Raw genomic sequence first — 24822 nt, 5'->3', positions numbered from 1 at the left:
AGTGGGTGGGGAGGGCGCTTAGCGTGGCCTCGTGAGGGGGAGTGTCATCTCTAACTGAGAGCCGAGGTGGTGCAGATGCTCATCGGGACGATCCTGCGTGACAAGGGAAGCGACGTGGCGACCGTGGCCCCGGAGGCTACGGTCCGCGAACTGCTCGCCAAGCTGGCCGAGCACAATATCGGTGCCGTGGTGGTCTCGTCCGACGGCGCGACGATCTCGGGGATCGTGTCCGAGCGCGACGTCGTGCGCCGCCTGCACGACCGGGGCGCGGCGATCCTCGACGAGCCGGTCTCCTCGATCATGACGGCCGAGGTCAGGACGGTCAGTCCGGGCAGCAACGTGGACGAGCTACGCAGGACGATGACCACGCACCGGTTCAGGCACATGCCGGTCGTCGAGAACGGCCGCCTGGTCGGGATCGTCAGCATCGGCGATGTGGTCAAGAGCGCGATCGAGGAGCTCGAGACGGAGAAGGCGTCGCTGGTGGACTACCTGCACCGTTGAGCGGGATGGCACTCTTGTCCCCGTGACGTACGGCCCGCCCGAGTATCCGCGTGCGACCAGCAGTCCGCCGATCGTGGTTCTGATCGCGGGGCTGGCCGCGGTGCTCGGGTTCCTCATCGGCTATTTCACGGGCGTGGGCACCTCGGCCTCCGCCGTACCGACCCTGCGGCCCACCAGGCCGGAGACGACGGTGACGATCGAGGAGCCGACCGAGTCTCCCGGTACGGCGGGGCCGGAGACGACCGCCTCCGGCGTACAACCCACGGACCAGCCGACCGCCCCCGCCGGGCAACCCACGGTCGGGCAACCCACGGCCGGGCAACCCACCGCAGGACAGCCCACAGCGGGACAGCCCACGCAGCAGGCTGGGCAGAGTCAGGCGAAGGTCCCGGGAAACGGGACGCTCGTGGTGGGGCGGGACATCCAGCCGGGCACCTACAAGACCGCGGGCCCCCTGGCGGGCCAGACCATGTGTTACTGGGCGCGACTCAAGGACACCTCGCTCGACCTGGCCAACGTCCTCGACAGCGGCATGCCCAAGGGCCCGGCCACGGTCACCATCGTCCCCACCGACAAGGCCTTCCAGACCGGCGGCTGCGCCGACTGGATCAAGCAATGAGGACCCATGAAGCTCAAGCTGGACCTGCACGACATCTTCAACAAGGGCGACCAGATCGACCGGGCGCTGCGCGGGATCATCGACGAGGCCATCAGGAAGAAGGCCACCGAGGTCGAGATCATCCCCGGCAAGGGCTCAGGCCAGCTCAAGAAGAAGGTCCTGCGCTTCCTGGAGCAGAAGGAGATCAAGGCGCTCTACCACCGGATCGACAAGGATGCCAAGAACCACGGCCGCTTGTTCGTCTATTTTCGCCATAAGTGATTGAAAGGGTTGAAAGTCAAGCAGGATCGCGCAATCCTGGGCGGCGACAGAAGGGAGCACGGCCCCGCGTGCTGGCGTGAGTCCTGCGGAAATGGGCCTCGCCACTCCGGCGTCCTTGGCGAGGACGCCGTCCGGAGAGTGCGGAACAGCGCGCATGTCGCCACAAATCCCGAACCATTTCGTTCGCGAGGAGTGACCATGCGTCTCCTGCTCATCGTCTCCGCCATGCTCCTGGGCCTGCTGCCCGCCCCCGCGCAGGCCAATGACATCTGGAAGCCCGCGCTCAACACGAGCTGGCAGTGGCAGCTCGCCAGCCTCCCCAAGGCCCCCTTCCTCAACGTGCAGATGTACGACATCGACGGCTTCGAGGCCAAGAAGGACGGCAAGGTCGTCCAGGCGCTGAAGAGCTCCGGCCACAGGACCGTCTGCTACATCAGCGCCGGATCCCTGGAGGACTGGCGCGAGGACGCGGCGAAGTTCCCCAAGGCGGTCGTCGGCAAGGACCTCGACGGCTGGGCGGGCGAGCGCTGGCTCGACATCCGCGCCTTCAACGGCCCGCTGGGCGAGATCATGAAGGCCCGGCTCGACATGTGCAGGGCGACCGGCTTCGACGCGGTCGAGCCGGACAACATCGACGGCTACACCAACGACACCGGCTTCCCGCTCAAGGCCTCCGACCAGCTCGCCTACAACTCCTGGCTGGCCGCCGAGGCGCACAAGCGCGGCCTGTCGATCGGGCTGAAGAACGACGTCGACCAGATCCAGCAGCTCGTCGCGCACTTCGACTTCGCGATCAACGAGGAGTGCTTCCAGTACGACGAGTGCGGCGGCTACAGCGCCTTCGTCAAGGCGGGCAAGCCGGTGTTCCAGGTCGAGTACTCGCTGGCCACCGGCAAGTTCTGCGCGAAGGCCAACGCGGCGAACTTCAACTCGATGAAGAAGCGGCTCAAGCTCGACGCCTACCGCGTGGCCTGCAGGTGAAGATCTGCTTCCTGGGAGCGGGAAGCGTCGAGTTCACGCAGGGCCTGCTCGCCGACCTGTTCGCGCTGCCCGAGCTGGACGGCGTCGAGATCGCCCTGCACGACATCGACGAGGAACGGCTCGCCACCGCCGAGGCCGCCGCCCGCCACATTCCCGGAATATCCAGAAAAATCACGAGTCACCTCATCAGGCGGGAAGCCCTCGACGGCGCCGACTTCGTGATCAACATGATCCAGGTCGGCATGATCGAGGCGACCAGGATCGACTTCGAGATCCCGGCCAGGTACGGCCTGCGGCAGACGATCGCCGACACCATCGGCGCCGGCGGCGTCTTCCGCGCCCTGCGCACCTTCCCGGTGCTGGACGCCATCGCGGCCGACGTGCGGGCGGTCTGCCCGGACGCCTGGCTGCTCAACTACACCAACCCTCTGGCCATGAACGTCTGGTACCTGTCGCAGCGGGTGCGCAACGTCGTGGGCCTCTGCCACTCGGTGCACTGGACGGCGCACGACCTGGCCGAACTGGTCGGCGTGCCGTACGAGGAGGTCTCCTATGCGGCGGCAGGGGTCAACCACCAGTCGTGGCTGCTGCGCTTCGAGCACGAGGGCCGCAGCCTCTATCCCAAGCTGGACGAGGCCATCGAGAGGGACCCCGGGCTGCTGCGAAGGGTCAGGGTGGACATGTATCGGAGGCTCGGTTTCTACCCGACCGAGACCAGCGAGCACTCGTCCGAATATGTCGCCTGGTACCTGAAAAATCCGGGCGAAATCGAACGGCTGCGCATCCCGATCGGCGCCTACCTCGGCATCAGCGAGGAGAACGTGCGCGCCTACGAGCGCGCCCGCGACGCCGTGCGGGCGGGTAAGCCGGTCGCCGTGGAAGCCACCATGGAGTACGCGCCGCAGGTGATCCACAGCATGGTCACCGGCGTCCCGCGCGTCATCCACGCCAACGTCGTCAACCGCGGCCTCGTCGGCAACCTGCCCGAAGGCTGCGTCGTCGAGGTGCCCGCCGTCGTGGACGCGCTCGGCGTGCGCCCCACGGCCGTCGGCGACCTGCCGCCGCAGTGCGCCGCGCTCAACCGCTCCTACGTCAGCGTCAACGAGCTCACCGTCAGAGCGGCCAACGACGGCAGGCCCGACCACATCAGGCACGCCCTGATGGCCGACCCCAACACCGCGGCCAGCCTCACCGTCGAGCAGATCTGGTCGCTCTGCGACGACCTGGTCGCGGCGCACGGCGACCTGTTGCAAAGGAGCCTGCGATGAAACGTCTCCTCCTCTCGCTGGTGGTCCTGGCGTCGGCGTGCGGGTCGCCCGCGCAGGACGGGACGGGCCCGGTGGAGGTGGTGTGGTGGCACGGCCAGGTCGAGACGCAGGCCGAGGCGATCAAGAAGCTGGCCGCCGACTACAACGCCACCCACCCCGGCGTGAAGGTCGTCCCGGCGGTTGGCACCACCAACGTGGACGACATGCTGCAGAAGGTGCAGGCGGCGCTGGCCGGCGGCAAGGCGCCCGACATCGCGTACATGTACGGGTCGTGGATGCCGCACCTGGCCAGGTCACCGAAGACCGTCGATCTGACCGCGACCGTGAAGGCGCCCGGCTTCGGCTGGGACGACTTCTGGCCATCGGAGCGGGCGGTGTCGGAGGTGAACGGCAAGGTCGTCGGCATACCCGCGGTGGTCGACAACCTTGCCGTCATCTACAACAAGAAACTGTTCGACGCGGCCGGCGTGCCGTACCCGGACAAGGACTGGACCTGGGACGACTTCCGCGCCACGGCGGCCAAGCTGACCCGTGACGGCGTGTACGGCACGGCCTACCCGGTCACCGGCGGCGAGGACACGGTGTGGCGCTTCTGGCCCATGCTGTGGCAGCAGGGCGGGAAGATCGTCAGCGACGACGGCAAGAAGTCGGCCTTCAACACCCCGCAGGCCGCCCAGGCCCTGGACCTGTGGGGTGCGATGGCGCGCCAGGACAAGTCCGTCTACCTCGACCAGAACGGCGAGAAGTTCCTGCCGCTGTTCCAGAGCGGCAAGATCGGCATGGTGATCGCCGGGCCGTGGGCGCTGCTCGACGTCATCGACCATAAGATCTCGTACGGCGTGCAGCTCCTGCCCGGCTACGACGGCAACCACGAGACCGTCGCCGGGCCGGACAACTGGGTGGTGTTCGACAACGGCGCCCGGCGGACCAAGGCGGCGACCGACTTCCTGACCTGGCTCACCCGGCCGGAGCAGGACGCCAGGTGGAGCGTCGCGCTGGGCAACCTGCCGCTGCGCGAGGCGACCACGGCGCTTCCGGCGTATACGCAGTTCACCAAGGACTTCCCTGACGTGGAGGTCTTCACGGCCAACCTCGACAACGCCAGACAGGCCAGGCCAGCCGTACGGGCCTATCCGGAGTTTTCGGAGAAGGTCGGCAATGCGATCACGCAGACCCTCGTCGGCGGCACCCCAGCGGCCGAGACCCTGGCCAAGGCCGCCACCGAGGCCGACGCCGTACTGACCCGATGACCCGCAGGAAGTGGTTGCCCGACCTGACCGGGTGGGGGTTCGTGCTGCCCGCCACCCTGGTCATCGTCGGCCTGTCGCTCTTCCCCGCCGTGTGGGCGCTGCTGCTGTCGCTCAGGGACGGCGACCTGATCAGCGGCGGCGACTTCGTCGGCCTGCGGAACTACCGGTCGATGCTCGACGACACCGACCTGCGCGCCGCCGCCTGGCACACCCTCGTCTACGCGGCCCTGTTCGTGCCCGGCTCCGTGCTGCTCGGCCTGGCGATGGCGATGGCGCTCAACCTGCGCATCAGGCTCATCGGGTTCTACCGCACCGCCATCTTCGTCCCCTACGTCGTCTCGGCCGCCGCCACCGGCATCCTGGCCAACTTCGTCTTCGACCCCGACTTCGGCATCGTCAACGCCGCGCTCAAGGCGGTCGGCCTGCCCGGCATGGGCTTCCTCACCGACCCCGACCAGGCGATGATCACGCTGGTTGTGGTGTCGCTGTGGGGCGGCGTCGGCCTGCCGGCCGTCGTCTACCTGGCCGCGCTCCAGGACATCCCGCGCGAACTGGTCGAGGCCGCGCGGGTGGACGGCGCGACGGGGCGGCACGTCTTCCGCCACGTGATCCTGCCGCAACTGCGCCCGGCGACGGTGTTCCTGCTCATCTGGCAGACCATCACCGCGCTGCAGCTGTTCGACCTCGTCTACACCACCACCAAGGGCCAGCCGCTCGACTCCACCACCGTGATCGTCTTCTACCTGTACCGGCAGGCGTTCCAGCTGTTCCACTCCGGGTACGGCGCGGCCGTCGCCTACGCCCTGTTCGCCGTCACCCTGGCCGTGTCGGCCCTGGCCCTGTGGAGGACGCGATGAAGCGCCGCTGGCTGGCCCACCTGGTCCTCATGCCGACGGCGCTGCTGTTCGCCGCGCCGCTGGTCTGGATGGTCCTGACCGCGTTCATGCCGGACGCGGAGATCAACCGCTACCCGCCGAGGCTCTGGCCGTCGCAGTTCTCGCTCGACGGCTTCCACCGCATCTTCACCGAGGACGCCTACCCGCGCTGGCTGCTCAACACCACCCTGGTCGCCGCGGCCGCCGTGGCGGGTCACGTGGTCCTCTGCGCGCTGGCCGGGTACGGCTTCGCCCGCATCCCGTTCCGCGGCAGGGGAGTGGCGTTCACCGCGGTGATGGCGACCATCATGATCCCCACCCAGGTGCTGATGATCCCCACGTTCCTGCTGTTCAGGAACCTCGGGCTGATCGACACGCTCGGCGCGGCCATCGTGCCGTGGCTGGCCTCGGCGTTCGGCGTGTTCCTCATGCGGCAGTTCTTCCTGTCGCTGCCGAAGGAGCTGGAGGAGGCGGCGGTGATCGACGGCTGCACCAGGCTCGGCGTGCTGTTCCGCGTCGTGCTGCCGCTGGCCAGGCCCGCACTGGCGACGCTGGTGGTGTTCACGCTGCTGGGCGCGTGGAACGACCTCATCTGGCCGCTGATCGCGATCAGCACCGAGGAGAACTACACGCTGCAGATGGGCCTGGCCACCTTCGCCGGGGCCAGGCACACCGAGTGGTCGGCGCTCATGGCGGGCAACGTGGTGGCGGTGCTGCCGCTCGTGCTGGCGTTCGTCCTGGCGCAACGTCATTTCGTGGCCACGATGAGTTTCAGCGGGCTCAAAGGATGAAACCCTGTGTTGTGTGGGCCCCACCGACGACTCGCTCATCGACGGCATGGCTTCCGGCGACGCCGACGCGACGGCGGCGTTCGTGCGGCGTTTCCACGACCGGGTCTTCGGGCTCGCGCTGAGCGTGGTGGGCGACGCCGGTCTGGCCGAGGAGGTGGCCCAGGACGCGTTCGTCCGCGCGTGGCGGCACGCGGCCGCGTTCGACGCCGCGCGGGGCCGCGCGTCGACCTGGCTGCTGACGATCGCCCGCAACCTGGCCGTCGACGCGGTACGGCGGCGCCGCGACCACCCGGTCGAGCCGTCCATGCTGCCCGCCCTGCTCGCCGCCGAGCACCCGGGGCACGAACCCGCGTCGGCCGGGCTGCTGCACGCCTCGCTGAGCGCCTTACCCGCCGCCCAGAGCAGGCCGGTGGTGCTGGCGGCCTGCTTCGGGCTGACGGCCAGGGAGATCGCCGCGCGCGAGGGCATCCCCCTGGGGACCGCGAAGACGCGGATCAGGCGGGGTCAGGCCCGCCTGCGCCAGGCGCTGGAGCGGGGCTGAAGAAGGCGCGCAGCGGCTGGTCGTCGGTCCACTCGTTGAACAGGTCCTCGGGCAGGTGGAGGGTGGCGACGGTCTTCCCGCCCCGGCGGTGCCGTACGACGGGGTGGAGGTAGCGGTCCTCGTGGGACGGGTCGTCCTCCCACGCCCGCCCGGCCGGCACGTCGAACGGGTCGATCGCGTCGTGACCCGCGCCGTAGTCGAGCGTGATCAGGTAGCAGTCGTCGAACGGCACGTAGTCGACGGGCATCTCCTCGTAGTAGCGCCCGTCCGGGGTGATCACGTCACACAGGAACCCGAACTGCTGGAACAGCGCCGACGTCCCGTTCAACCGGTCGAGTACGGCTCGCGCCCACCCGTCGGGCGCGAGCTGCCTGCACGGCCACTCGACCCCGTGGAAACGCTGGTCGAACATGCGGGTCATGGCCCTGATGCCGTAGCGGAAGCCGTGGATGAACGCGCTGGTGTGCTTCTTGAAGTCGCGCGACTGGGTGAGCGTCCCGGTGAAGAACAGCCCGGGGACGTTGACGGACTCCCACTCGGGGGTGAGCAGCGGCAGCCGCCCGTTGATCGTCATCTCCGGGCGGCAGTCGCCGGCGAAGAACGAGGTGTCCATGCGGAACCCGGTGCACGTGATGACCCGGTCGTAGGTGAGCCTGACGACCTTGTCCCTGCGGGCGTAGGCGAAGGTGACGGCGAAGCCGCTGCCCTCGCGCTCGATGCTCAGCACGTCGCCGTCCAGCACCATGTTCTGCGTCTTGAGCTGGTAGGTGTCGAGGAAGTTGTTGTTGACGGCGCGCAGGTGGCCGATGAAGTGGGTACGCCAGGCGAACCTGATAGACCGCGGCCCGGCCACGTGGATGATCGCGGCCCGCTCGACGAGGTTGTCGGCGGTCTCGAAGGCCGAGTTGCCCTTGCCGATGATGAGCACCCGCTGGTCGGTGAAGTCGTCGGGGTCGGTGGAGACGTCCCAGTAGCGCTCGGTGAGCTCGATGCCGGGGATGTCGGGGATGTTCATCGCGCCGAACCCGGTCGCGACGACGACCTTCGACGCCTCGAAGACCTCGCCGGACTCGCAGGTGATCTCGAAGCCTCGCGCCAGGTTCGTGACGCGGCAGCCGTACCGGATGTCGAGGCTCTTGCCGAAGTCGGTCAGGTAGCGCACGTAGTCGTCGGCGTGCGGGAAGTACCTGTCGGTGTAGCGGGTGAAGCGGAGCTCCGGGTCGTCGCTGAGCAGCGAGTTCCAGTCGACGCGCAGGGGGCGCTCGTCGTCGTCCCACCCGGTGTGCGGCTTGTTGATGGAGATCATCTGGCGGTGTCTGGGGAACGTCCTGTAGAAGGTTCCCGGGGTCTGTCCTGCCTCGAGCACCACGTGGTCCCTGCCCGCGCGCTGGAGGAAGTGGGCCAGCTGCAGTCCGGCGGGGCCGGCGCCGATCACGACGTAGTCCATGCCAGGTAATACGGGTTCCGGAGGCCGCCGGGATTCCTCAGCGACCTCCTGCGTAGGAGGATGCGAACATGTCGGTACTACGCAATCTCGTGGACAGCGTGCGCAACGGCACGATCGAAGTCATCGACCTGACGGCGCCGCTCTCGTCGTCGACGCCGATCCTCCAGCTACCTCCGCCGTTCGGCAACACCATCCCCTTCCGGCTGGAGGAGATCAGCCGCTACGACGACCGCGGGCCCGCCTGGTACTGGAACGACATCCACACCGGCGAGCACACCGGCACCCACTTCGACGCGCCCGTCCACTGGGTGACCGCCCGCGACGGGCAGGACGTCTCCCAGGTGCCCGTCGGCAACCTCCTCGCCCCGGCGGTCGTGCTCGACTTCGCCGCAGAGGCGGGCAAGGACCCGGACTTCCTGCTGCAGATCGACCACGTGCGCGCCTGGGAGCGGGACAACGGGCCGCTGCCCGACGGCGGGTGGCTGCTCTACCGCACCGGCTGGGACGCGCGCTCCGACGACGCGGGACGTTTTCTCAACGCCGACGACACCGGGCCGCACACGCCGGGCATCTCCGTCGAGTGCGCCCAGTGGCTGGCGTCCTCGACGCCGATCCTCGGGGTCGGCGTGGAGACGGTCGGCACGGACGCGGGGGCCGCGCACTCCTTCGACCCGCCGTTCCCGTGCCACTCGTTCCTGCTGGGGGCGGGCAAGTACGGCCTGACCCAGCTGCGCAACCTCGACCGGCTGCCGGTGACCGGCGCGGTCGTACTCGCACCGCCGCTGCCGATCGTGGGCGGGTCGGGAAGCCCGGTGCGGGTGCTCGCCCTGGTCGAAAGGTGAACGTCGCGGCCGCCGTCGGCCGCGCGCTGGCGCTGGCCGGGGTGGACACGGTCTTCGGCGTCGTCGGGAGCGGCAACTACCAGGTGACCAACGCCCTCGTCGCCTCGGGGGCGCGGTACGTGGCCGCCAGGCACGAGGGCGGGGCCGCCACGATGGCGGACGCCTACGCCAGGATGAGCGGGACCGTCGGCGTGCTCTCGGTGCACCAGGGGCCTGGGCTGACGAACGCGATGACGGGCCTCACGGAGGCGGCCAAGAGCAGGACGCCGCTGGTGGTGCTGGCGGCGGAGGCTTCACAACCGCACTCGAACTTCTTCGTCGACCAGGCGGGGCTGGCGGTGGCGGTGGGCGCGGTGGCGCTGCGGGTCAGCGTGGAGAACGCCGTGCAGGAGGCGTTGACGGCGTTCCGGGTGGCTTGGGAGCAGCGGCGCACAGTGCTGCTCAACCTGCCACTGGACGTCCAGGCGGCGGACGCGGGGGACGTGGAGGGTCGGCTGGAGATCCTGGCCGCGATGGCCCGCGATCGCATGCCCAGCACGCACGCTGGTGGGATTGCCCTATCTGCCGGAACGGCTTCGCCGGTCGTCGGGGGCGCGTCACCGCTCGGTGGGGGCGCTTCGCCGGTCGGCGTGCCTTCGGTGCTGGCGGAGGCGCTTTCGCGGGCGCGGCGGCCGGTGTTCGTCGCCGGGCGGGGGGCTCGGGGGGCGCGGCGGGAGCTGGAGGCGCTGGCCGACGCGACCGGGGCGTTGCTGGCGACCTCGGCCGTCGCCAAGGGGTTGTTCCGTGGCAGTCCGTGGGATCTCGACATCAGCGGCGGGTTCGCCACACCGTTGGCCGTGGAGCTCATCCAGGGCGCCGACCTCGTCGTGGGGTGGGGGTGCGCACTCAACATGTGGACCACCCGCCACGGCACCCTGCTCACCCCCGGCACGAAGATCGCCCAGGTCGACGTCGATCCGGACGCCATCGGCAGGCACGTGCCGGTGGACCTCGGCGTCCAGGGCGACGTGGCGAGCGTGGCCCAGGCCGTCCTCTCCCTGGTGAAACCACCCAACACAGACCAGGCCATGCTCTCCCTGGTGAAACCACCCGACACCGGCAAGGACCACCCGCGCGAAGAGCGTTCCCACCCGCCCGAGGAGCGGCACCACGCGCCGGAGGAGCGGCACCGCACACCCGAGGAGGGTTCTCGCGCGCTAGAGGGGCGCTCTGGTACGGCTGGAGAGCGTTCTCGCGCGGATGAGGAGCGGTATCGCACGGATGAGATGCGCGGTCGGATCGCGGGGGAGCGGCGGTGGCGCGACGTGCCGTACACGGACGAGACCGGCGACGGCCGCATCGACCCCAGGACGCTCACCATCGGCCTGGACGACCTCCTCCCCGCCGAACGGGTCATCGCCACCGACTCCGGAAACTTCATGGGATATCCAGCCATGTTCCTCGACGTCCCCGACGAGAACGGCTTCTGCTTCACCCAGGCGTTCCAGTCCATAGGCCTGGGCCTGGCCAGCGCGATCGGCGCCGCCCTCGCCCACCCCGGCCGCCTTCCCGTGGCCGCCCTGGGCGACGGCGGCGCGCTGATGGGCATCTCGGAACTGGAGACGGTGGTCCGCCTGCGCCTGCCCATGGTCATCGTGATCTACGACGACGAGGGGTATGGCGCCGAGGTCCACCACTTCACCGACGGCCCGCGCGACACGATCACCTTCCCACCCACCGACTTCGCCGCGATCGCCAGAGGGTACGGCTGCGCCGCCGTCACGGTGACCGCCGCTGAGGACCTCGTCGAGGTCGCCAACTGGCTCAAGGGCCCACGAGACCGCCCTTTGCTGGTCCACGCAAAGGTGACAAAGGACCACGGCTCCTGGTGGCTGGAAGAGGCCTTCAAGGGCCACTGACAACCCCACGTCTATACGTGGGGTGAGGGCGCGAAGGGGATGTGAGGGCGTGAGGGGGGCGTGAGGACGTGAGGGGTCGGCGGCTGTGAGGGGGGTTGTGGGGGTGTGAGGGCGTGACGGGGCTGTGGGGGTGTGAGGGCGCGAACGGGTGGTGGGGGTGACGGGGTGGTGGGGGTGACGGGGTTGTGGGGGTGGAGGGCGGGCTAGGTCTTGCGGAAGGTGCGGGCCTCCTCTGCCGCCGCAAGCACGTCGCCCAGTGATGCGCCCGCAGCCGCCGTCACCGCCGCCGCAATGGCCCCCTCCACGAAAGGCACGTCCGCCAGCACCACCGTGTCCGACTCCAGCAGTCGTGCCGTCAGCACCGAGCTCCCCAGGTCCGGGATCAACACCACCCCGTCACCCACGTCCACCGACGCGATCGCAGCCGCGATGAGGTCCACGCTGGTCCCGAGCCCGCCGTCCTCCATACCGCCCGCCGCCGCCACAGGAGCGGAAGACCCCGCGATGCCACGAGCCAGCGCCGCCGCCTCCGCCGCCAGCCCCGCGCTGTGCGAGACCAGCACCACCCCGACGCTCATCCGAGCCCGAGCCCGAGCAACGCCGACAGGATCAGCGCGGAAGACGTCGCCCCAGGATCCTGATGGCCGACGCTACGCGGACCCAGGTAGCTGGCCCGCCCCTTACGGGCCTGCAAGGGGACGGTGGCCCGCGCGCCCTCCTCCGCCGCGCGGACCGTCCGAGCCAGCGCCTCGTCCTGCTTGACCCCCTCCTGTACGGCCAGCGTCAGCGCCTGCGCCGCCGGAACCAGCGCGTCGATCATGGTCTTGTCCCCCACGGAGGCCTTGCCGAGCCGCGACACCGCGTCCACCCCCGCCTGCAGCGCCGAGGCGAAGGAGGCGAGCGACACCTCGGACGCCTCTCCCAGCGCCTTCCCCATGGCACGGAACGCCGAGCCGTACAACGGCCCCGAAGCCCCGCCGACGCGCCTGATCAGCGTGTTGCCCACGTGTGTGAGCACGTCCCCAGGCGGCCCGGACGGCAGCTCCTCGACCGCGGCCGAGAAGCCCCGCTCCAGGTTGGTGCCGTGGTCGGCGTCGCCGATCGCCGCGTCGAGCGTGGTCAGCCGCTCCCGCTCCACCGCGACGAGCCGCGCCGCCTCGGTGATCCAGGCGGCGAAGAACGCGCCGTCCATCAGCGTCCCCACCGCAGGCCGGGCGTCTCGACCGGGGCGTCCCACAGCCGGGTCAGCTCGTCGTCCAGCCGGCACACGGTGACCGAGAAGCCCTGCATGTCGAGGCTCGTCACGTAGTTGCCGACCAGCGACCGCGACACCCTGGCGCCCTTGCCCCGCACGAACGCGGCCACCTCGGCGAACACCACGTACAGCTCCATGAGCGGCGTGCCGCCCATGCCGTTCACCATGACGAGGAGGTCCCCGGCCAGCGGCAGGTCGCCGTGCACGGCCTCCATCGCCACCTGGGCCAGCTCGCGCGCCGACGTGAACGGCACGCGGGTGCGTCCCGGCTCGCCGTGGATGCCGATGCCCAGCTCCACCTCGGTGTCCGGCAGGTCGAACGTCGGCTTGCCTGCGGCGGGCGTGGTGCACGAGGTGAGCGCGATGCCGAACGAGCGGCTGCGGGTGTCGACCTCCTGCGCGACGGCCGCCACCCTGGCCAGCGGCGCGCCCTCCTCGGCCAGCGCCCCGGCGATCTTCTCCACGAACAGGGTGGCGCCGGTGCCGCGCCTGCCCGCCGTGTAGAGGGAGTCCTGGACGGCCACGTCGTCGTCGATGAGCACGTTGGCCACCTCGACGCCCTCGCACAGGTCGGCGGCCATCTCGAAGTTGAGCACGTCGCCCGTGTAGTTCTTGACGATGTGCAGCACCCCGGCGCCGCCGTCCACGGCGCTGGTCGCCTCGACGATCTGGTCGGGGACGGGCGAGGTGAAGACCTCGCCGGGGCAGGCCGCGTCCAGCATGCCGTACCCGACGAAACCGGCGTGCAGCGGCTCGTGGCCGGAACCACCGCCGGAGACCAGCCCGACCTTGCCCGCGCGCGGCCCGGACGCCCGGTAGACGACCCGATCGCGCACCACCAGAGAGGGGTGTGCGGCCGCCATCCCCCGCAAGGCATCCTCGACCACCGAAGCGGGGTCGTTGATGAGCATCTTCATGAGGACAAGATCTGCCCCTTTCCGGCAAAGGGCAACCGTCCTAGCGTCGGAAGGATGGACCTCGTCTACAGCCCGTACGACCGGGGGACCAACGCGGACCCCTTCGCCCTCTATGCCCGCCTGCGCCGCGAGGCGCCCCTCTACCACCACCCCGAGCTGGACTTCTGGGCACTGAGCAGGCACGCCGACGTCGCCGCCGCGCTGCCGGACAGCAGGCGGTTCTCCAGCGACCACGGTCCGGTGATGGACGACGGCGTGTGGGGGCCCGCCGCGCACACGCAGCTCTCGTTCGTGGCCATGGACCCGCCCGCCCACACCCGCATGCGCGCGGTCGTCTCGCGCGGCTTCACCCCGCGCAGGATCGCCGCCCTCGAAGTGCGCGTCAGGCAGATCGTCACCGCCCACCTGGACGAGGCGCTGCAGATGGGGACGTTCGACTTCGCCGCCGACTTCTCCGCCCGCGTGCCGCTCGACGTGATCTCCGAGCTGATGGGCGTCCCGACCGCCGACCGGGCCAGGGTCAGGCGCGAGGCGGGCGCCATGTCCGGCGGCACACCTGACGACGTGGGCATCCAGCGGCTGCTGTCGCTGCGCGACTACTACCTGTCGGTGATCGCCGAGCGCCGGGCCGAGCCGCGCGACGACCTGCTGTCGGTGCTCGTCGGCGACGACGGGTTGAGCGACGACGAGATCATCGCGTTCGTGTTCCTGCTCATGGGCGCGGGCTCGGAGACCACCACCCATCTGCTCAACGCCGCGTGGTACCGGGCCTGGCAGCACCCCGGCCAGCGCGCCCACGCCTTCGGCGGGGCGGTCGCCGAGTGGGCCGAGGAGTCGCTGCGCTACGACGCGCCCGCCCAGGGTACGGCTCGCCGCCTCACCGAACCCCTCGATCTGTACGGCGAGCAGGTGCCTGAAGGGGCGAAGATGTGGCTGCTGATCGGCTCGGCCAACCGCGACGAGACCGTCTTCCCCGACCCTGACGCCTACGACCTGCGGCGCGACACCTCCAGGGCGATCGGGTTCGGCGCTGGGCGCCACTACTGCCTCGGCGGGCCGCTGGCCAGGCTGGAGGCGCGGGTGGCGATGGAGGAGCTGGTGGTGCGCGTCGACCCCGGCTACGACGTGGACGAGCGGGGGATCAGGCGGACCAACCACAGCGTCGTGCGGGGGATGGTCGCGCTCCCGACTACCGTCAGACCCAGGTGAATAAGCTACCGTTCGGGCATGGCTGAGATCGTGTACCCGCCGGTGATCGCCACCGCGCGAACCCTCTTTCGTGTGATGGACTACCGCTTCCACATGGAAGGCACCGAGCACATCCCGCGCACCGGCGGGGCCGTACTGGTGAGCAATCACATCAGCTATCTCGACTTCATCTTCGCCGGGTTCGCGGCGCTGCCGTCCAAGCGGTACGTGCGGTTCATGGCCAAGGACGACGTGTTCAAGCACCGGATCTCCGGGCCGCTGATGCGCGGGATGCACCACATCCCGGTGGACCGGGGGGCGGGCGCGGGGTCGTACGCCACGGCGCTGCGGATGCTGAAGGGCGGCGAGGTCGTGGGCGTGTTCGCCGAGGCGACGATCAGCCGGTCGTTCACCGTCAAGGACATCAAGAACGGCGCCATCCGGATGGCGCAGGCGACGAAGGTGCCGATGATCCCGGTCGCGCTGTGGGGGAGCCAGCGGATCTGGACGAAGGGGCGGAAGAAGCAGCTCGGGTTGCGGCACGTGCCGATCACGATCCTGGTGGGGGAGCCGATGTATCCCAAGCGGGGGGATGACATGGCGGCCACCACGGAGGAGCTGCACGCGCGGATGTCGGAGCTGGTGGATCGGGCGCAGCGGACGTATCCGGAGATCCCGCCGGGCGTGTGGTGGCAGCCTTCGCACCTCGGCGGCACGGCTCCGACCCCGGAGGAGGCGGCGGCCCTGGACGCGGCTGAGGCGGAGCAGAGGGCTTTGAAGAAGGACGATCCCTCCTGACGGGCTGAGCACCATCATCGGGCGCGCCACCCCAACGGCGCGCCTTCTTCAGAAGCTCTGTTTGTCAGAGGTGCCCGCCCTCCGACGGCCTGGCCACCTTCATCCCCCGCATGTCTTGAAGGACGCCCGCCCTCCCCAGGGCCGCACATGATTGCCCACGGGGGTTGTCAGAGGGCTACATCGCCGCCTGGTAGTTGGAGCTGCGCAGGCCCGCCAGCAAAACAGCCGTCTGGTCGGGGAACAGCCGATGCCTGGGGTCAGGCAGCAACAACCCCTCGATGATCGGCCGCAACGCCCCCGCCCGCCGCGGCGGCGGGTACCCGCCCTCCTGCGTCATCGCCAGGACGGTCACCGCGTCCTTCCCAGGGAACGGCGGCTGCCCCTCGACCGCGCTGTAAAGCGTCGCGCCAAACGACCACATGTCCGCCTGCTTCGTCGCAGGCCCGCCGTGCAACCGCTCGGGCGCCATGAAAGCAGGCGTCCCGCGCAACCCCCGGGAGCTGGTCGACCGCATGTCACCCTCAGCGGTCGCGATGCCGAAGTCGGTCAGCACCACCCGATCCCCGGTGAGCACCACGTTCGCGGGCTTCACGTCACGATGCAGCACACCGGAGGCGTGCGCGTTCATCAGCGCCGCCAGCAGGTGCTGCCCGATGGCCGCCACCGACTGCGCGGGCAACGTGCCCACCTGGGTGAGCAACTGGTGCAGGGAGAGCCCGTCCAGGTACTCCATGACGATCCAGAGCCTGCCGCCCTCCTCGATGAGGTCGTGCACGGTGACGATGCTCGGGTGGGTCAGCCCCGCGGCCATCCTGGCCTCCTTGAGCACCCTGCGCCGCACAGCGGCAGCCTCGCCGGTGAGCGTCAGCTCCTTCAGCGCCACCTCGCGGTGGAGGAGCTGGTCAAACGCCCGCCAGACGACTCCCATCCCCCCACGACCGGCCTCCTCGTTCAGGAGGTACCGTCCGCCGATCTCCCGCATGCCATCCCCTCGTCGCTCGGGGACAATCATGTCACCCCAGCGGAGGCCAGGAGGAAACTTAGCGTGTCTGTATATATCAGGATGCGTATCGCCGCTGGTCATGGGCCGGGATTTCATCTGAATCCACCTCGGCTACACTCGTGCAAAGATTCCTTTGCACGAGGTGAGGCCCTATGGACAGCAAGAAACTGGCCACGCGGAAGCTTGACGCGCGGGCGCTGAAGGCCTTCGCCCACCCCGTCCGCCTCCGGCTCTACGAGCTCCTGGAGCAGTACGGCGCTGCCACGGCCACCCAGCTCGCCGCCAGGGTCGACGAGAGCAGCGGCGTCACCAGCTATCACCTCCGCCAGCTCGCCAAGCACGGGATCATCGAGGACGTGCCGGAGCGGGGAAGGGGCAAGGAACGCTGGTGGCGCGCCGCCGGGTTCTCCGCCGACCTGGACGAGGCGCGCCGCGACCCGGCGACGGCGGGCGCGGCCGAGGTGATGATCACCAAGATGGTGCAGCAGCGTTACGACGAGATGGCCGCGTGGGTGGCGCAGCGCGACCTACCGCGCGAGTGGATCGAGGCCTCCATGACCTCGCGCTGGAGCATGCGGCTGACCAGGGAGGAGCTCGGCGAGCTCAACGAGCAGGTGATGACCGTGGTGAACGCCTTCAGTGACCGGTTCAGGTCCCGCCACACCGCCGAGGAACAGGAGCCGGGCACCACCCGCGTGGTCGTCTACTTCGACAGCCTCCCGATGGACGTCACCCCATAGGGCGCGGCTCGTCGATCACGTAGCGCCAGCTCCCGTCGCCCTGCCGCCTGGCGACCTCGACGGACGTGCCCGTGCCCGTCTCGCCGCCGGCGGTGAAGCGCCAGCCGGTCACCAGCAGGGCCAGGTCGCCCGCCTCGGTGATCCGCCTGACCTCCGTCTCGAAGACGGGGGTCCTGGCGAGCAGCTCGCCGAGGCGCGCGCGGATCGCCTCCTCGCCGTGGGCGCCGCTGAAGGCCGCGCCGGGCTCGTAGAGAGCGGTGAGCCCGTCGAGGTCGCCCGCGTTGAAGAGGGCCGTGTAGCGGTCGTTGAGTTCGTACGGAGTCATCCGGCAAGGCTAGGAAGCGGCGGACGGCCCGTCTTGTAAGGATTGAACGCACCCGCACGGCAGCGCCTCGCGCAGGTACCTGCCGGGCGTGGAGCCGGTGAACTCCCGCAGGTCGCGGGCGAAGTGCGCCTCGTCGAAATACCCGGCGGCGACGGCGGCTTGCCAGGTGTCCTCACGCATCCGGCGCAGGGCTACGCGCAGCCTCAGCAGTCTGGCCAGCGTCTTGGGCGGGCGGCCTAGCTGCCGGTGGAACATCCTGGTCAGGTGCTGGTGGCTCCACCCGACCTCCTCGGCCAGCAGGCGCACCGGGACCCGCCCGCCGCTCGCCGCCAGCCGCCGCCAGGCCCGCACCACTTCAGGGGCGGGCGGCCGCCCGCTGGCGAGGCGTTCGCGCAGGAACGCCTCCATCGCGGTGAAGTCACCTGCCTCGCGCAGCCGTTCCGCCAGGTCGCGCCCCGCCGTACCGAGCACGTCCTCCAGCGCCAGGACCGGCCGGTCCGGCGCGACGCCCAGCACGCGGTAGGCGTCAGGCGGCGACAGCGTCAGCGTCGCCCAGGCCCGCGGACCCGGCGCGGCGGGAGCCGCGCTGCGATAGGTCCGCCCGGCCGCGGTCACGAACCCGGCGACGGGTCCGGACAGGTTGACCACCAGCGACACGGAGGGCTCGGCGGGCACCAGGAGCGGGCCGGGCACGTCGTGCGCCTCGGTCACGCCGAACCTGCGCACCCCGCCCGAGTTCATGTAGGTTAGCCTTACCTAACCCACGGATTCGGGAGCTTTGTCATGGTTGAACCCTTTCGTGTCTTCGACGTGCGGGTCCGGGGGCTGCGCTCGCTGAGCCCCTCGTTCCTGCGCGTCACCTTCACGGGCGAGGACCTCCACCTCTTCGCCGACAACGGGTTCGACCAGCGGATCAAGCTCATCATGCCGATCCCGGGCCACGGTCTCAGCCAGTTTCCCACCGGCGAGGACTGGTTCCAGCGCTGGCGCGCGCTGCCCGCCGAGCGCAGCAACCCGATGCGCACCTACACCGTCCGCGCCGTGCGCCACGAGGCGCGGGAGGTGGACGTCGACTTCGTCCTGCACGGCGACGGCGGCCCCGCCGCCCGCTGGGCCAACACCGTACGGCCGGGCGAGTCCGCGATGCTGTTCGGCCCTGACGCCAGGTTCGAGGCGGTGCACGGCGGCCTGGAGTTCAAGCCGCCGTCCGACGCGGGAGCCGTGCTCCTGGCCGGTGACGAGACCGCCGTCCCGGCGATCGTGTCGATCCTGGAGCGGCTGCCCGAGGACACCGAGGGCGAGGCGCTGCTGGAGGTCCCGCACACCGCCGACCTGCTGGCGATCGAGTCGCCGAGCCGCGTCAAGGTCACCTGGCTGCCCAGGGACGGCGCGCCGCACGGCTCGCTCCTGGAGGAGGCGGTGAGGGGCGCGGCGGCGCGGCTGCTGCCCCCGCTGCCGGTGCCGGGCGAGTTCGAGGACATCGACGTGGACGTCGAGGAGCTGTGGGAGGTGCCGCTGGAGGCGCCGTTCGGCCCGCTCTACGCGTGGCTGGCCGGGGAGGCGTCGGTGATCAGGACGCTCAGGCGGCACCTGGTGGCCGAGCGCGGCATGGACCGGCGCTCGGTGGCCTTCATGGGCTACTGGCGCCTGGGCAGGGCCGAGCACAACGCCTGAGCCAGGGAGGGGTGGGCGAAGGTGAACCCCGCCCGCTCCAGCCGTTCCGGCACGCAGCGCCGCCCGATCAGGGCGAGCTCCGCGTCGGTGCGCAGCACGCACGCCCCCAGCCTGGCCAGCGCCACGGGTGTGGGCGGCGCAGGCGGCCTGCGCAGCGCCGAGCGCAGCGTGGCCATGAGCTCGCTGTTGCGTACCGGATGCGGGCTGGTCGCGTGCACCACGCCGGACAGCTCGGGGTCGTCCAGGCTGCGGCGCACGATGGCCAGCAGGTCGTCGATGTGCAGCCAGCTCACCCACTGACGCCCAGAACCGACCCGCCCGCCGAGCCCCCACCGCACCAGCGAGGTGAGCCGGTTCAGCGCGGGCGTCCCTGGATCGAGGACGACCCCCGTACGGAGCACCACCTGGCGTCCCGCCGGAGCCCCGGCGGCCGCCTCCTCCCAGGGCCGCGCCACCCCGGCCATCTGCGCGGGCCCGTCCGCGACGGGATGCGCCTCGGTGATGACCGCGTCGCCCCCGTCGCCGTAGATGGCCAGGGTGCTCATCTGCACCCAGACGTCCGGCCGGTGTACGGCTGCCGCCTCGGCGAGCGCCCTGGTCGGCTCGACCCGCGACCGGGTGAGCAGCTCGATGTTGGCCGCGGTCGGCCGCCGGTCGACCAGCTCCCCTGCCAGGTTGACCAGCGCGGCCCCGCCGAGCTCGGCGGCCCACGGCCCCTGGTGCGCGCCGTCCCACTCGACCTGTCGCCAGGGCAGGCCGTCGCGCGGGGTCCGCGTCAGCACCACGACCTCGTCACCGCGCGCGGCCAGGTCGGCGGCGATCCGCCTGCCGAGCGCCCCCGACCCTCCGGCCAGCACCACTTTCACGACATCTCCCCCTCTTTGAGCGATCGCTCAAGTTAAGCATACGCTCAAGTGATTGACAGCCTTACCAACCAAACGCATGCTTGCTGTGCGATAGATCACCAGGCCCGGCGCGAGGCCTCCGAGAAGGGGATTCCGCCATGCCTGAACATCACCCCCTCAGCCGACGAACCGTCCTGCGCGGTGCCGCGGGCGCCGGTGTCCTGCTCGGCCTGGGCAGCACAGCGGCCCACGCGGACACCACTGACGCCCCCGAGTACGACGTCGTGGTCGTCGGCGCGGGAGCGGCGGGGATGACCGCCGCGCTGACCGCCGCCAAACGCGGCCTGAGCACGCTCGTCGTCGAGAAGGCCGCGACGTTCGGCGGCTCGGCCGCCAGGTCGGGCGCGGGCATCTGGGTGCCGAACAACGAGACCCTCCTGGCGGCGGGGGTACCGGACACCCCGGCCAAGGCCGCCGCCTACCTCGCGGCCGTCGTCGGCCCGAGCGGCGTCCCGGCGGCCAAGCAGGCCGCCTTCCTCGCCAACGGCCCCGCGATGATGTCCTTCGTCACGCGCAACAGCCCGCTGCGCTTCCGCTGGATGGAGGGCTACTCCGACTACTACCCCGAGCTCCCCGGCGGCCTGCCCGGCGGGCGCTCCGTCGAGCCCGACCTGTTCGACGGCAACCTCCTGGGCGCCGAGCTGGCCCATCTCAACCCCGCCTACATCCCCGTCCCCGACGGCGAGGTCATCTTCAGCGCCGACTACAAGTGGCTCAACCTCGCCCTGGTCAACGCCAGGGGCGCGGCGGTCGCGCTGGAGGGAGCGGCCCGCTGGGTGGCGGCCAAGGCCGGCGGCGTCGAGCCGCTCACCATGGGTCAGGCGCTGGCCGGGGCCCTGCGCGCCGGGCTCATGCAGGCCGGGGTGCCCGTCTGGCTGAACACGCCGCTGGTCGACCTGAGGGTCGACGGCGGCCGCGTCACCGGCGTCCTGGTGACGAAGGACGGCGTGGCCACCCTGGTCAAGGCCAGGCGCGGCGTCGTGATGGCCTCGGGCGGCTTCGAGCACAACGCGGCGATGCGCAAGCAGTACCAGGAGGAGCCGATCGGCAGCGACTGGACGGTCGGCGCGGACAGCAACACCGGCGACGGGCACCGGGCCGGTCTGCAGGCCGGCGCCGCCGTCGCGTTCATGGACGACGCCTGGTGGGGACCCGCCATCCCGCTGCCGGACGAGCCGTACTTCTGCCTGGCCGAGCGCACCCTGCCCGGCAGCCTCATCGTCAACCAGGCGGGTAAGCGCTTCGTCAACGAGGCGGCGCCGTACAGCGACGTCGTCCACATCATGTACGAGCGGGACGCCATCCCCGCCTGGATGGTGATCGACCAGAACTACCGCAACCGCTACCTGTTCAAGGACATCGCCCCGACCCTCGACTTCCCCGGCTCCTGGTACGCCTCGGGCGCGGTCGTGAAGTCGTGGTCGTGGAACGGCCTGGCAGCCAAGATGGGCGTGCCCGCGAGCGCCTTCTCCAGCACGATGCTGCGCTTCAACGGCTTCGCCTTCAGCGGCAAGGACCTCGACTTCCACCGCGGCGACAGCGCCTACGACCACTACTTCACCGACCCGGCCGTCGGGCCGAACTCCTGCCTGGCCCCGCTCCTCCTGCCGCCGTTCTACGCCTTCAGGATCGTCCCCGGCGACCTGGGCACCAAGGGCGGCATGGTGACCGACCCCCAGGCCCGCGTCCTGACACCCGCGGGCGCGGTCATCCCCGGCCTGTACGCCGCGGGCAACGCGTCCTCACCGGTGATGGGCCGCAGCTACGCCGGGGCGGGCTCGACGCTGGGTCCCGCGATGACCTTCGGCTACATCGCGGCCAACCACCTCTGACTACTCCAGATCCTGGAGCAGGGCGTTCTCCAGGTGCACCGGGATGTCGGCGAGCGGCCAGCCTTCCTGCGCCGCCCGCCGCGCCAGCTCCTCGTGCAGCTCGGGGCGCACCGGGATGACCTGGCGCCGCGACTCCAGGATGGGGTGGTATTTGCGCCGCAGCTCGTGGTCGTGGCGCCGGATGAACTCCAGCAGCCCCTCGTGGTCGTGCGCCAGGTCGGTGAGCGTCAGCACGGTGCGGTCCCTCAGCCAGGCGGGCAGCGGGTAGTGCGTCCTGGCCTCCTCGACCAGCCGGTCGGGGTCGGGCCGGTCGCCGTTCAGGTTCGGCGGCAGGAAGCTCCCGGCCAGCACGACCATGAGCCGGTCGGTGGGCAGGCCGGGCAGCGGACGCCCCTCGACCAGCGGCCGGACGACGCTCGTCAGCGCGCGCGCCGCCGCGTGCTCCTGGCGGCGGGACAGCAGCAGGTCGAGGTGGTCGACCAGGATCACGGCGCGGTGGATCGTGGCGGGCCTGCCGTCCGAACGGGCGACGAGCTCCTCGACGAGCTCGGCCAGCCACCAGGGAGTCCCGCCGTCGTCGCCGGGCCCGCTCGCCAGGGCCGTCGCGTCCAGCACCGCCCAGGGCACGTCCCAGACCTCGGCCAGCGCCTTGACCAGGGCGGTGCGCTGGCCCGTGTACGGATCCATCAGCAGGACGCACTGGCGGTCCTTCCTGCCGCCGGCCGAGCCGTAGTGCCTGCTGCTCGCCACCGCCAGGGTCTCCCGCGCGCGGGCGGCGCCCGGCAGCAGCTCGGCCAGCTTCCGCACCACCTGGTGCGGGGTCAGCGCCCGCCCGCCGGCCGCGGGGGAGACCAGTGCGGCGGTGTCGAGGCCCCTGCCGACCAGGTCCGCGTCGACGATCAGCGCGGGCTCGCCCGGCTCCTGGCGCGCGTACATCGTTCCCGCCAGGGCGTTCTCCATGACGCCGCGCAGCCCGCGGGCGCCGACCCCGCGCAGCAGGGCCTCGTTCGCGATCCGCTCGACGCCGTCCTGGGTGAAGACCGTGCCCTTCCTGCCCTGGAGGGCCAGGAGCTGGCCGTACTCGTGGGTCAGGCCGTTGTGCTCGTTCTGCAGGATGCGGACGAGCTCCGCCTGGTCGAGCGGGAGCGTCGCGGTGATCACCGGGAACCGGCCGACGAGCTCGGGCAGGAACCCGTACTCGATGACGTCCTCAGGCAGGATGTGGTCCATGAGCGCGCCCCGATCCTCCAGCGCGCCCTCGGGCAGGCTGAGCCGCCGCGCCACGTGCTCGGCCAGCCCGTTGAAGGCGCCGAGGCACACGAACAGCACGTTCTTGGTGTCGAACTGGTAGAAGTCGAGGTTGCCCGACAGCTGCGCCTCGCCCTTGGGCACGTCCACCACCGAGCCCTCGACCAGCTTGAGCAGCTCCTGCTGCACCGACCCGCTGGTCGCCCTGCTGCGCTCGCCGTGTCCCAGCGCCAGCTTGTCGAACTCGTCGACGCACACGATGCCGTACTCGGCCCTGCGCAGGTTGAAGGAGCTGGCGATGAGCAGCCGGTAGAGCATCTTCTCGACGGTGACCCCGCCGTACCCGGTGCCGCTCAGCACGGTGGCGTTGGTGATGACGAACGGCACGTCGAGGAAGCGGGCGATCGTCTCCACCAGCATCGTCTTGCCCGTGCCGGTCGGGCCGAGCATCATCACGTTCGCCTTGCGTATGGCCACGGGCGGCGCCTCGAACCTGTTGGCCATCATCAGCCGCAGGTAGTGGTTGCTGACCGCGACGGCCAGCCGCTCCTTGGCCACGCGCTGCCCCTCGATCCTGGTGTCGAGGTGCCGGACGATGTCCGACGGGTCGCGCAGGTCCACCCGCGGCAGGATCCGCGTCTTGGCCTCGATGAAGTCGTCCAGGGTCAGCGGTGCGGCCGAGGACCTGGCAGCCGCCGCGGTCACCGCCCAGTGCACGAGCTGCCTGAGCTCCGCGCCGGTGAATCCGGCGACGCCCGCCGCGATCGCCTGGAGGTCCACGCCTGGCGCGAGGGAGTGGTCGGTCACCAGCAGGCGCAGGATGTCGGCCCGCTGGGCCTCGTCCGGCAGGTCGAGGTCGAGGCGCAGGCCGAAGCGCGTGGGTGCGAACAGCGCCGGGTCGATCACCCGGGGACGGCTGGTGGCCGCGACGACGTACACCCGGCCGTTCACGCCGAGGTCGTCCATGCCGCTCATCAGCTCCACCATCGTGCGGTGGGCCTCGGACTCGCCGCCGACGCCGGTGCCTGGCCCGCTGCTGCGCTCGGCGGCGATCAGGTCGATCTGGTCGATGAAGATGACGACGGGCTTGTTGCTGCTGGCGCTCCTGCTCGCCTCCAGGAAGGCCTGCCGCATGCGGCTGGAGCCCATGCCGATGAGGAGCTCGTGGAACTCGGCTCCCGAGTAGGTGAACAGCGCGACCTCGGCCTCGCCCGCGATCGCGCGGGCCAGCGCCGTCTTGCCGCACCCCGAGGGGCCGGTGATCAGGACCGCGCGCGGCACGTCACCGCCCAGCCCGCCGTACGGCTTGCGCAGCCACGCGACGACCGGCTCCAGCTTCTCCTTGGCCTCGTCGAGCCCGCCGAGCGCGGCGAAGCGGTCGGCCGGCTTCTCCGACGGGCGGCCGAGCGACTGGACCTGCTTCGGCTGGTTGGCGGCGAGCTGGCCCAGCGCCTTGGCCAGCATCCTGATCGCCAGCCCGACGAAGAACAGCGGGAGGCTCACCGCGAGGACCATCGCCCACGGCACGCCCGCGAGCCAGTCGACCGCGTTCTTGGCCCACGTGCCCAGGTTGCGCCATTCACCGCTGAATATCAGGTACCACACGACGGCGAGGGCGGGCACCGCCAACGGCTTCAGGTACTTCACAGGCTTCTCCCCG

25 protein-coding genes are annotated in these 24822 nt (G+C 70.6%); 16 read left to right on the top strand and 9 right to left on the bottom strand.

Annotated features, from left to right (window positions below; genetic code table 11):
* The first annotated feature begins 75 nt into the window (after positions 1 to 75).
* The 9 genes from ACIBG8_RS15845 (at position 76) to ACIBG8_RS15805 (ending at position 7090) form a co-directional block, all read left to right on the top strand.
* Positions 76 to 504 carry a CBS domain-containing protein gene (locus ACIBG8_RS15845; protein WP_397343441.1) on the top strand — a complete coding sequence of 143 codons (429 nt, stop codon included), beginning with the start codon at positions 76 to 78 and terminating at the stop codon, positions 502 to 504.
* A 22-nt stretch (positions 505 to 526) separates the two neighbouring features.
* On the top strand, positions 527 to 1123 hold the full coding sequence (locus tag ACIBG8_RS15840) for a hypothetical protein (protein ID WP_397343440.1): 597 nt from the start codon (positions 527 to 529) through the stop codon (positions 1121 to 1123).
* 6 nt (positions 1124 to 1129) lie between these two features.
* Positions 1130 to 1384 carry a Smr/MutS family protein gene (locus tag ACIBG8_RS15835; protein WP_397343439.1) on the top strand — a complete coding sequence of 85 codons (255 nt, stop codon included), beginning with the start codon at positions 1130 to 1132 and terminating at the stop codon, positions 1382 to 1384.
* Between the two features lie 198 nt (positions 1385 to 1582).
* Positions 1583 to 2365 (top strand): endo alpha-1,4 polygalactosaminidase, encoded by a 783-nt coding sequence (locus tag ACIBG8_RS15830; RefSeq protein ID WP_397343438.1) that lies wholly within the window; start codon positions 1583 to 1585, stop codon positions 2363 to 2365.
* Positions 2362 to 3633, top strand: coding sequence for an alpha-glucosidase/alpha-galactosidase (locus ACIBG8_RS15825; protein ID WP_397343437.1), 1272 nt, complete (start codon positions 2362 to 2364; stop codon positions 3631 to 3633). Before ACIBG8_RS15830 ends, ACIBG8_RS15825 begins: the two co-directional genes overlap by 4 nt.
* Positions 3630 to 4883, top strand: a complete 1254-nt coding sequence (locus ACIBG8_RS15820; protein ID WP_397343436.1) for an ABC transporter substrate-binding protein — start codon at positions 3630 to 3632, stop codon at positions 4881 to 4883. Before ACIBG8_RS15825 ends, ACIBG8_RS15820 begins: the two co-directional genes overlap by 4 nt.
* Positions 4880 to 5740, top strand: a complete 861-nt coding sequence (locus ACIBG8_RS15815; protein WP_397343435.1) for a carbohydrate ABC transporter permease — start codon at positions 4880 to 4882, stop codon at positions 5738 to 5740. The genes ACIBG8_RS15820 and ACIBG8_RS15815 overlap by 4 nt, the downstream gene beginning before the upstream one ends.
* Positions 5737 to 6549, top strand: a complete 813-nt coding sequence (locus ACIBG8_RS15810; protein ID WP_397343434.1) for a carbohydrate ABC transporter permease — start codon at positions 5737 to 5739, stop codon at positions 6547 to 6549. Before ACIBG8_RS15815 ends, ACIBG8_RS15810 begins: the two co-directional genes overlap by 4 nt.
* A gap of 13 nt (positions 6550 to 6562) precedes the next feature.
* Positions 6563 to 7090, top strand: coding sequence for an RNA polymerase sigma factor (locus ACIBG8_RS15805; protein WP_397343433.1), 528 nt, complete (start codon positions 6563 to 6565; stop codon positions 7088 to 7090).
* Here ACIBG8_RS15805 and ACIBG8_RS15800 read toward each other — a convergent pair.
* Positions 7044 to 8537 (bottom strand): NAD(P)-binding domain-containing protein, encoded by a 1494-nt coding sequence (locus tag ACIBG8_RS15800; RefSeq protein WP_397343432.1) that lies wholly within the window; start codon positions 8535 to 8537, stop codon positions 7044 to 7046. The genes ACIBG8_RS15805 and ACIBG8_RS15800 overlap by 47 nt on opposite strands.
* Positions 8538 to 8605: 68 nt before the next feature.
* Here ACIBG8_RS15800 and ACIBG8_RS15795 point away from each other — a divergent pair, with 68 nt between their 5' ends.
* Together ACIBG8_RS15795 and ACIBG8_RS15790 are read left to right on the top strand one after the other, a co-directional pair.
* A complete protein-coding gene (locus ACIBG8_RS15795; RefSeq protein ID WP_397343431.1) occupies positions 8606 to 9379 on the top strand; it encodes a cyclase family protein in 774 nt (257 codons plus the stop codon).
* Positions 9376 to 11277, top strand: a complete 1902-nt coding sequence (locus tag ACIBG8_RS15790; protein ID WP_397343430.1) for a thiamine pyrophosphate-binding protein — start codon at positions 9376 to 9378, stop codon at positions 11275 to 11277. The genes ACIBG8_RS15795 and ACIBG8_RS15790 overlap by 4 nt, the downstream gene beginning before the upstream one ends.
* A 203-nt stretch (positions 11278 to 11480) precedes the next feature.
* Here ACIBG8_RS15790 and ACIBG8_RS15785 read toward each other — a convergent pair whose 3' ends face one another.
* Genes ACIBG8_RS15785 through dhaK form a run of 3 tightly spaced genes read right to left on the bottom strand, consistent with a single transcriptional unit; the run spans position 11481 to position 13449 of the window.
* Positions 11481 to 11855, bottom strand: coding sequence for a PTS-dependent dihydroxyacetone kinase phosphotransferase subunit DhaM (locus tag ACIBG8_RS15785; RefSeq protein ID WP_397343429.1), 375 nt, complete (start codon positions 11853 to 11855; stop codon positions 11481 to 11483).
* On the bottom strand, positions 11852 to 12469 hold the full coding sequence (gene dhaL / locus ACIBG8_RS15780) for a dihydroxyacetone kinase subunit DhaL (RefSeq protein WP_397343428.1): 618 nt from the start codon (positions 12467 to 12469) through the stop codon (positions 11852 to 11854). The genes ACIBG8_RS15785 and dhaL overlap by 4 nt, the downstream gene beginning before the upstream one ends.
* Positions 12469 to 13449: a dihydroxyacetone kinase subunit DhaK gene (gene dhaK, locus ACIBG8_RS15775; RefSeq protein WP_397343427.1), complete on the bottom strand. Its 981-nt coding sequence runs from the start codon at positions 13447 to 13449 to the stop codon at positions 12469 to 12471. The genes dhaL and dhaK overlap by 1 nt, the downstream gene beginning before the upstream one ends.
* 54 nt (positions 13450 to 13503) lie before the next feature.
* On the opposite strand from dhaK, the gene ACIBG8_RS15770 reads away from it, so the two are divergent.
* Complete coding sequence (locus ACIBG8_RS15770; RefSeq protein ID WP_397343426.1) at positions 13504 to 14658, top strand: cytochrome P450; 1155 nt, start codon at positions 13504 to 13506, stop codon at positions 14656 to 14658.
* 18 nt (positions 14659 to 14676) lie between these two features.
* Complete coding sequence (locus ACIBG8_RS15765; RefSeq protein ID WP_397343425.1) at positions 14677 to 15435, top strand: lysophospholipid acyltransferase family protein; 759 nt, start codon at positions 14677 to 14679, stop codon at positions 15433 to 15435.
* A 175-nt stretch (positions 15436 to 15610) separates the two neighbouring features.
* On the opposite strand, the gene ACIBG8_RS15760 is transcribed toward ACIBG8_RS15765, so the two are convergent.
* Positions 15611 to 16417 (bottom strand): serine/threonine-protein kinase, encoded by an 807-nt coding sequence (locus ACIBG8_RS15760; RefSeq protein ID WP_397343424.1) that lies wholly within the window; start codon positions 16415 to 16417, stop codon positions 15611 to 15613.
* 173 nt (positions 16418 to 16590) lie between these two features.
* Here ACIBG8_RS15760 and ACIBG8_RS15755 point away from each other — a divergent pair, with 173 nt between their 5' ends.
* Positions 16591 to 17178 carry a winged helix-turn-helix domain-containing protein gene (locus ACIBG8_RS15755; protein ID WP_397343423.1) on the top strand — a complete coding sequence of 196 codons (588 nt, stop codon included), beginning with the start codon at positions 16591 to 16593 and terminating at the stop codon, positions 17176 to 17178.
* Here ACIBG8_RS15755 and ACIBG8_RS15750 read toward each other — a convergent pair.
* Together ACIBG8_RS15750 and ACIBG8_RS15745 are read right to left on the bottom strand one after the other, a co-directional pair.
* Complete coding sequence (locus tag ACIBG8_RS15750) at positions 17168 to 17503, bottom strand: YybH family protein (RefSeq protein ID WP_397343422.1); 336 nt, start codon at positions 17501 to 17503, stop codon at positions 17168 to 17170. The two genes, ACIBG8_RS15755 and ACIBG8_RS15750, sit on opposite strands and share 11 nt — an antisense overlap.
* A gap of 9 nt (positions 17504 to 17512) precedes the next feature.
* Complete coding sequence (locus ACIBG8_RS15745; protein ID WP_397343421.1) at positions 17513 to 18244, bottom strand: helix-turn-helix domain-containing protein; 732 nt, start codon at positions 18242 to 18244, stop codon at positions 17513 to 17515.
* Positions 18245 to 18286: 42 nt separating this feature from the next.
* Between ACIBG8_RS15745 and ACIBG8_RS15740 the strand changes: the two genes are divergently transcribed.
* Positions 18287 to 19177, top strand: a complete 891-nt coding sequence (locus tag ACIBG8_RS15740) for a siderophore-interacting protein (RefSeq protein ID WP_397343420.1) — start codon at positions 18287 to 18289, stop codon at positions 19175 to 19177.
* Here the strand turns inward: ACIBG8_RS15740 and ACIBG8_RS15735 are convergent.
* Positions 19141 to 20043 (bottom strand): TIGR01777 family oxidoreductase, encoded by a 903-nt coding sequence (locus ACIBG8_RS15735; protein ID WP_397343419.1) that lies wholly within the window; start codon positions 20041 to 20043, stop codon positions 19141 to 19143. The genes ACIBG8_RS15740 and ACIBG8_RS15735 overlap by 37 nt on opposite strands.
* Before the next feature lie 137 nt (positions 20044 to 20180).
* Between ACIBG8_RS15735 and kstD the strand changes: the two genes are divergently transcribed.
* Positions 20181 to 21914, top strand: coding sequence for a 3-oxosteroid 1-dehydrogenase (gene kstD, locus ACIBG8_RS15730; protein WP_397343418.1), 1734 nt, complete (start codon positions 20181 to 20183; stop codon positions 21912 to 21914).
* Here the strand turns inward: kstD and ACIBG8_RS15725 are convergent, their stop codons facing one another.
* Positions 21915 to 24809 (bottom strand): AAA family ATPase, encoded by a 2895-nt coding sequence (locus ACIBG8_RS15725; protein ID WP_397343417.1) that lies wholly within the window; start codon positions 24807 to 24809, stop codon positions 21915 to 21917.
* Between the last annotated feature and the right edge of the window lie 13 nt (positions 24810 to 24822).

This window comes from Nonomuraea sp. NPDC050556 (genome assembly GCF_044457355.1).
Classification (GTDB): domain Bacteria; phylum Actinomycetota; class Actinomycetes; order Streptosporangiales; family Streptosporangiaceae; genus Nonomuraea.
Note: the sequence above shows the minus strand (reverse complement) of the source record. Positions and strands in the feature narration are given on the sequence as shown.

What these genes read in the sequence shown, in the direction of transcription:
- ACIBG8_RS15845 (WP_397343441.1), top strand. Translation starts at nt 76, where the DNA reads ATGCTCATCGGGACGATCCTGCGTGACAAGGGAAGCGACGTGGCGACC.
- ACIBG8_RS15835 (WP_397343439.1), top strand. Translation starts at nt 1,130, where the DNA reads ATGAAGCTCAAGCTGGACCTGCACGACATCTTCAACAAGGGCGACCAG.
- ACIBG8_RS15830 (WP_397343438.1), top strand. Translation starts at nt 1,583, where the DNA reads ATGCGTCTCCTGCTCATCGTCTCCGCCATGCTCCTGGGCCTGCTGCCC.
- ACIBG8_RS15820 (WP_397343436.1), top strand. Translation starts at nt 3,630, where the DNA reads ATGAAACGTCTCCTCCTCTCGCTGGTGGTCCTGGCGTCGGCGTGCGGG.
- ACIBG8_RS15815 (WP_397343435.1), top strand. Translation starts at nt 4,880, where the DNA reads ATGACCCGCAGGAAGTGGTTGCCCGACCTGACCGGGTGGGGGTTCGTG.
- ACIBG8_RS15810 (WP_397343434.1), top strand. Translation starts at nt 5,737, where the DNA reads ATGAAGCGCCGCTGGCTGGCCCACCTGGTCCTCATGCCGACGGCGCTG.
- ACIBG8_RS15800 (WP_397343432.1), bottom strand. Translation starts at nt 8,537, where the DNA reads ATGGACTACGTCGTGATCGGCGCCGGCCCCGCCGGACTGCAGCTGGCC.
- ACIBG8_RS15795 (WP_397343431.1), top strand. Translation starts at nt 8,606, where the DNA reads ATGTCGGTACTACGCAATCTCGTGGACAGCGTGCGCAACGGCACGATC.
- ACIBG8_RS15785 (WP_397343429.1), bottom strand. Translation starts at nt 11,855, where the DNA reads ATGAGCGTCGGGGTGGTGCTGGTCTCGCACAGCGCGGGGCTGGCGGCG.
- dhaL (WP_397343428.1), bottom strand. Translation starts at nt 12,469, where the DNA reads ATGGACGGCGCGTTCTTCGCCGCCTGGATCACCGAGGCGGCGCGGCTC.
- dhaK (WP_397343427.1), bottom strand. Translation starts at nt 13,449, where the DNA reads ATGAAGATGCTCATCAACGACCCCGCTTCGGTGGTCGAGGATGCCTTG.
- ACIBG8_RS15770 (WP_397343426.1), top strand. Translation starts at nt 13,504, where the DNA reads ATGGACCTCGTCTACAGCCCGTACGACCGGGGGACCAACGCGGACCCC.
- ACIBG8_RS15765 (WP_397343425.1), top strand. Translation starts at nt 14,677, where the DNA reads ATGGCTGAGATCGTGTACCCGCCGGTGATCGCCACCGCGCGAACCCTC.
- ACIBG8_RS15760 (WP_397343424.1), bottom strand. Translation starts at nt 16,417, where the DNA reads ATGCGGGAGATCGGCGGACGGTACCTCCTGAACGAGGAGGCCGGTCGT.
- ACIBG8_RS15755 (WP_397343423.1), top strand. Translation starts at nt 16,591, where the DNA reads ATGGACAGCAAGAAACTGGCCACGCGGAAGCTTGACGCGCGGGCGCTG.
- ACIBG8_RS15750 (WP_397343422.1), bottom strand. Translation starts at nt 17,503, where the DNA reads ATGACTCCGTACGAACTCAACGACCGCTACACGGCCCTCTTCAACGCG.
- ACIBG8_RS15745 (WP_397343421.1), bottom strand. Translation starts at nt 18,244, where the DNA reads ATGAACTCGGGCGGGGTGCGCAGGTTCGGCGTGACCGAGGCGCACGAC.
- ACIBG8_RS15740 (WP_397343420.1), top strand. Translation starts at nt 18,287, where the DNA reads ATGGTTGAACCCTTTCGTGTCTTCGACGTGCGGGTCCGGGGGCTGCGC.
- kstD (WP_397343418.1), top strand. Translation starts at nt 20,181, where the DNA reads ATGCCTGAACATCACCCCCTCAGCCGACGAACCGTCCTGCGCGGTGCC.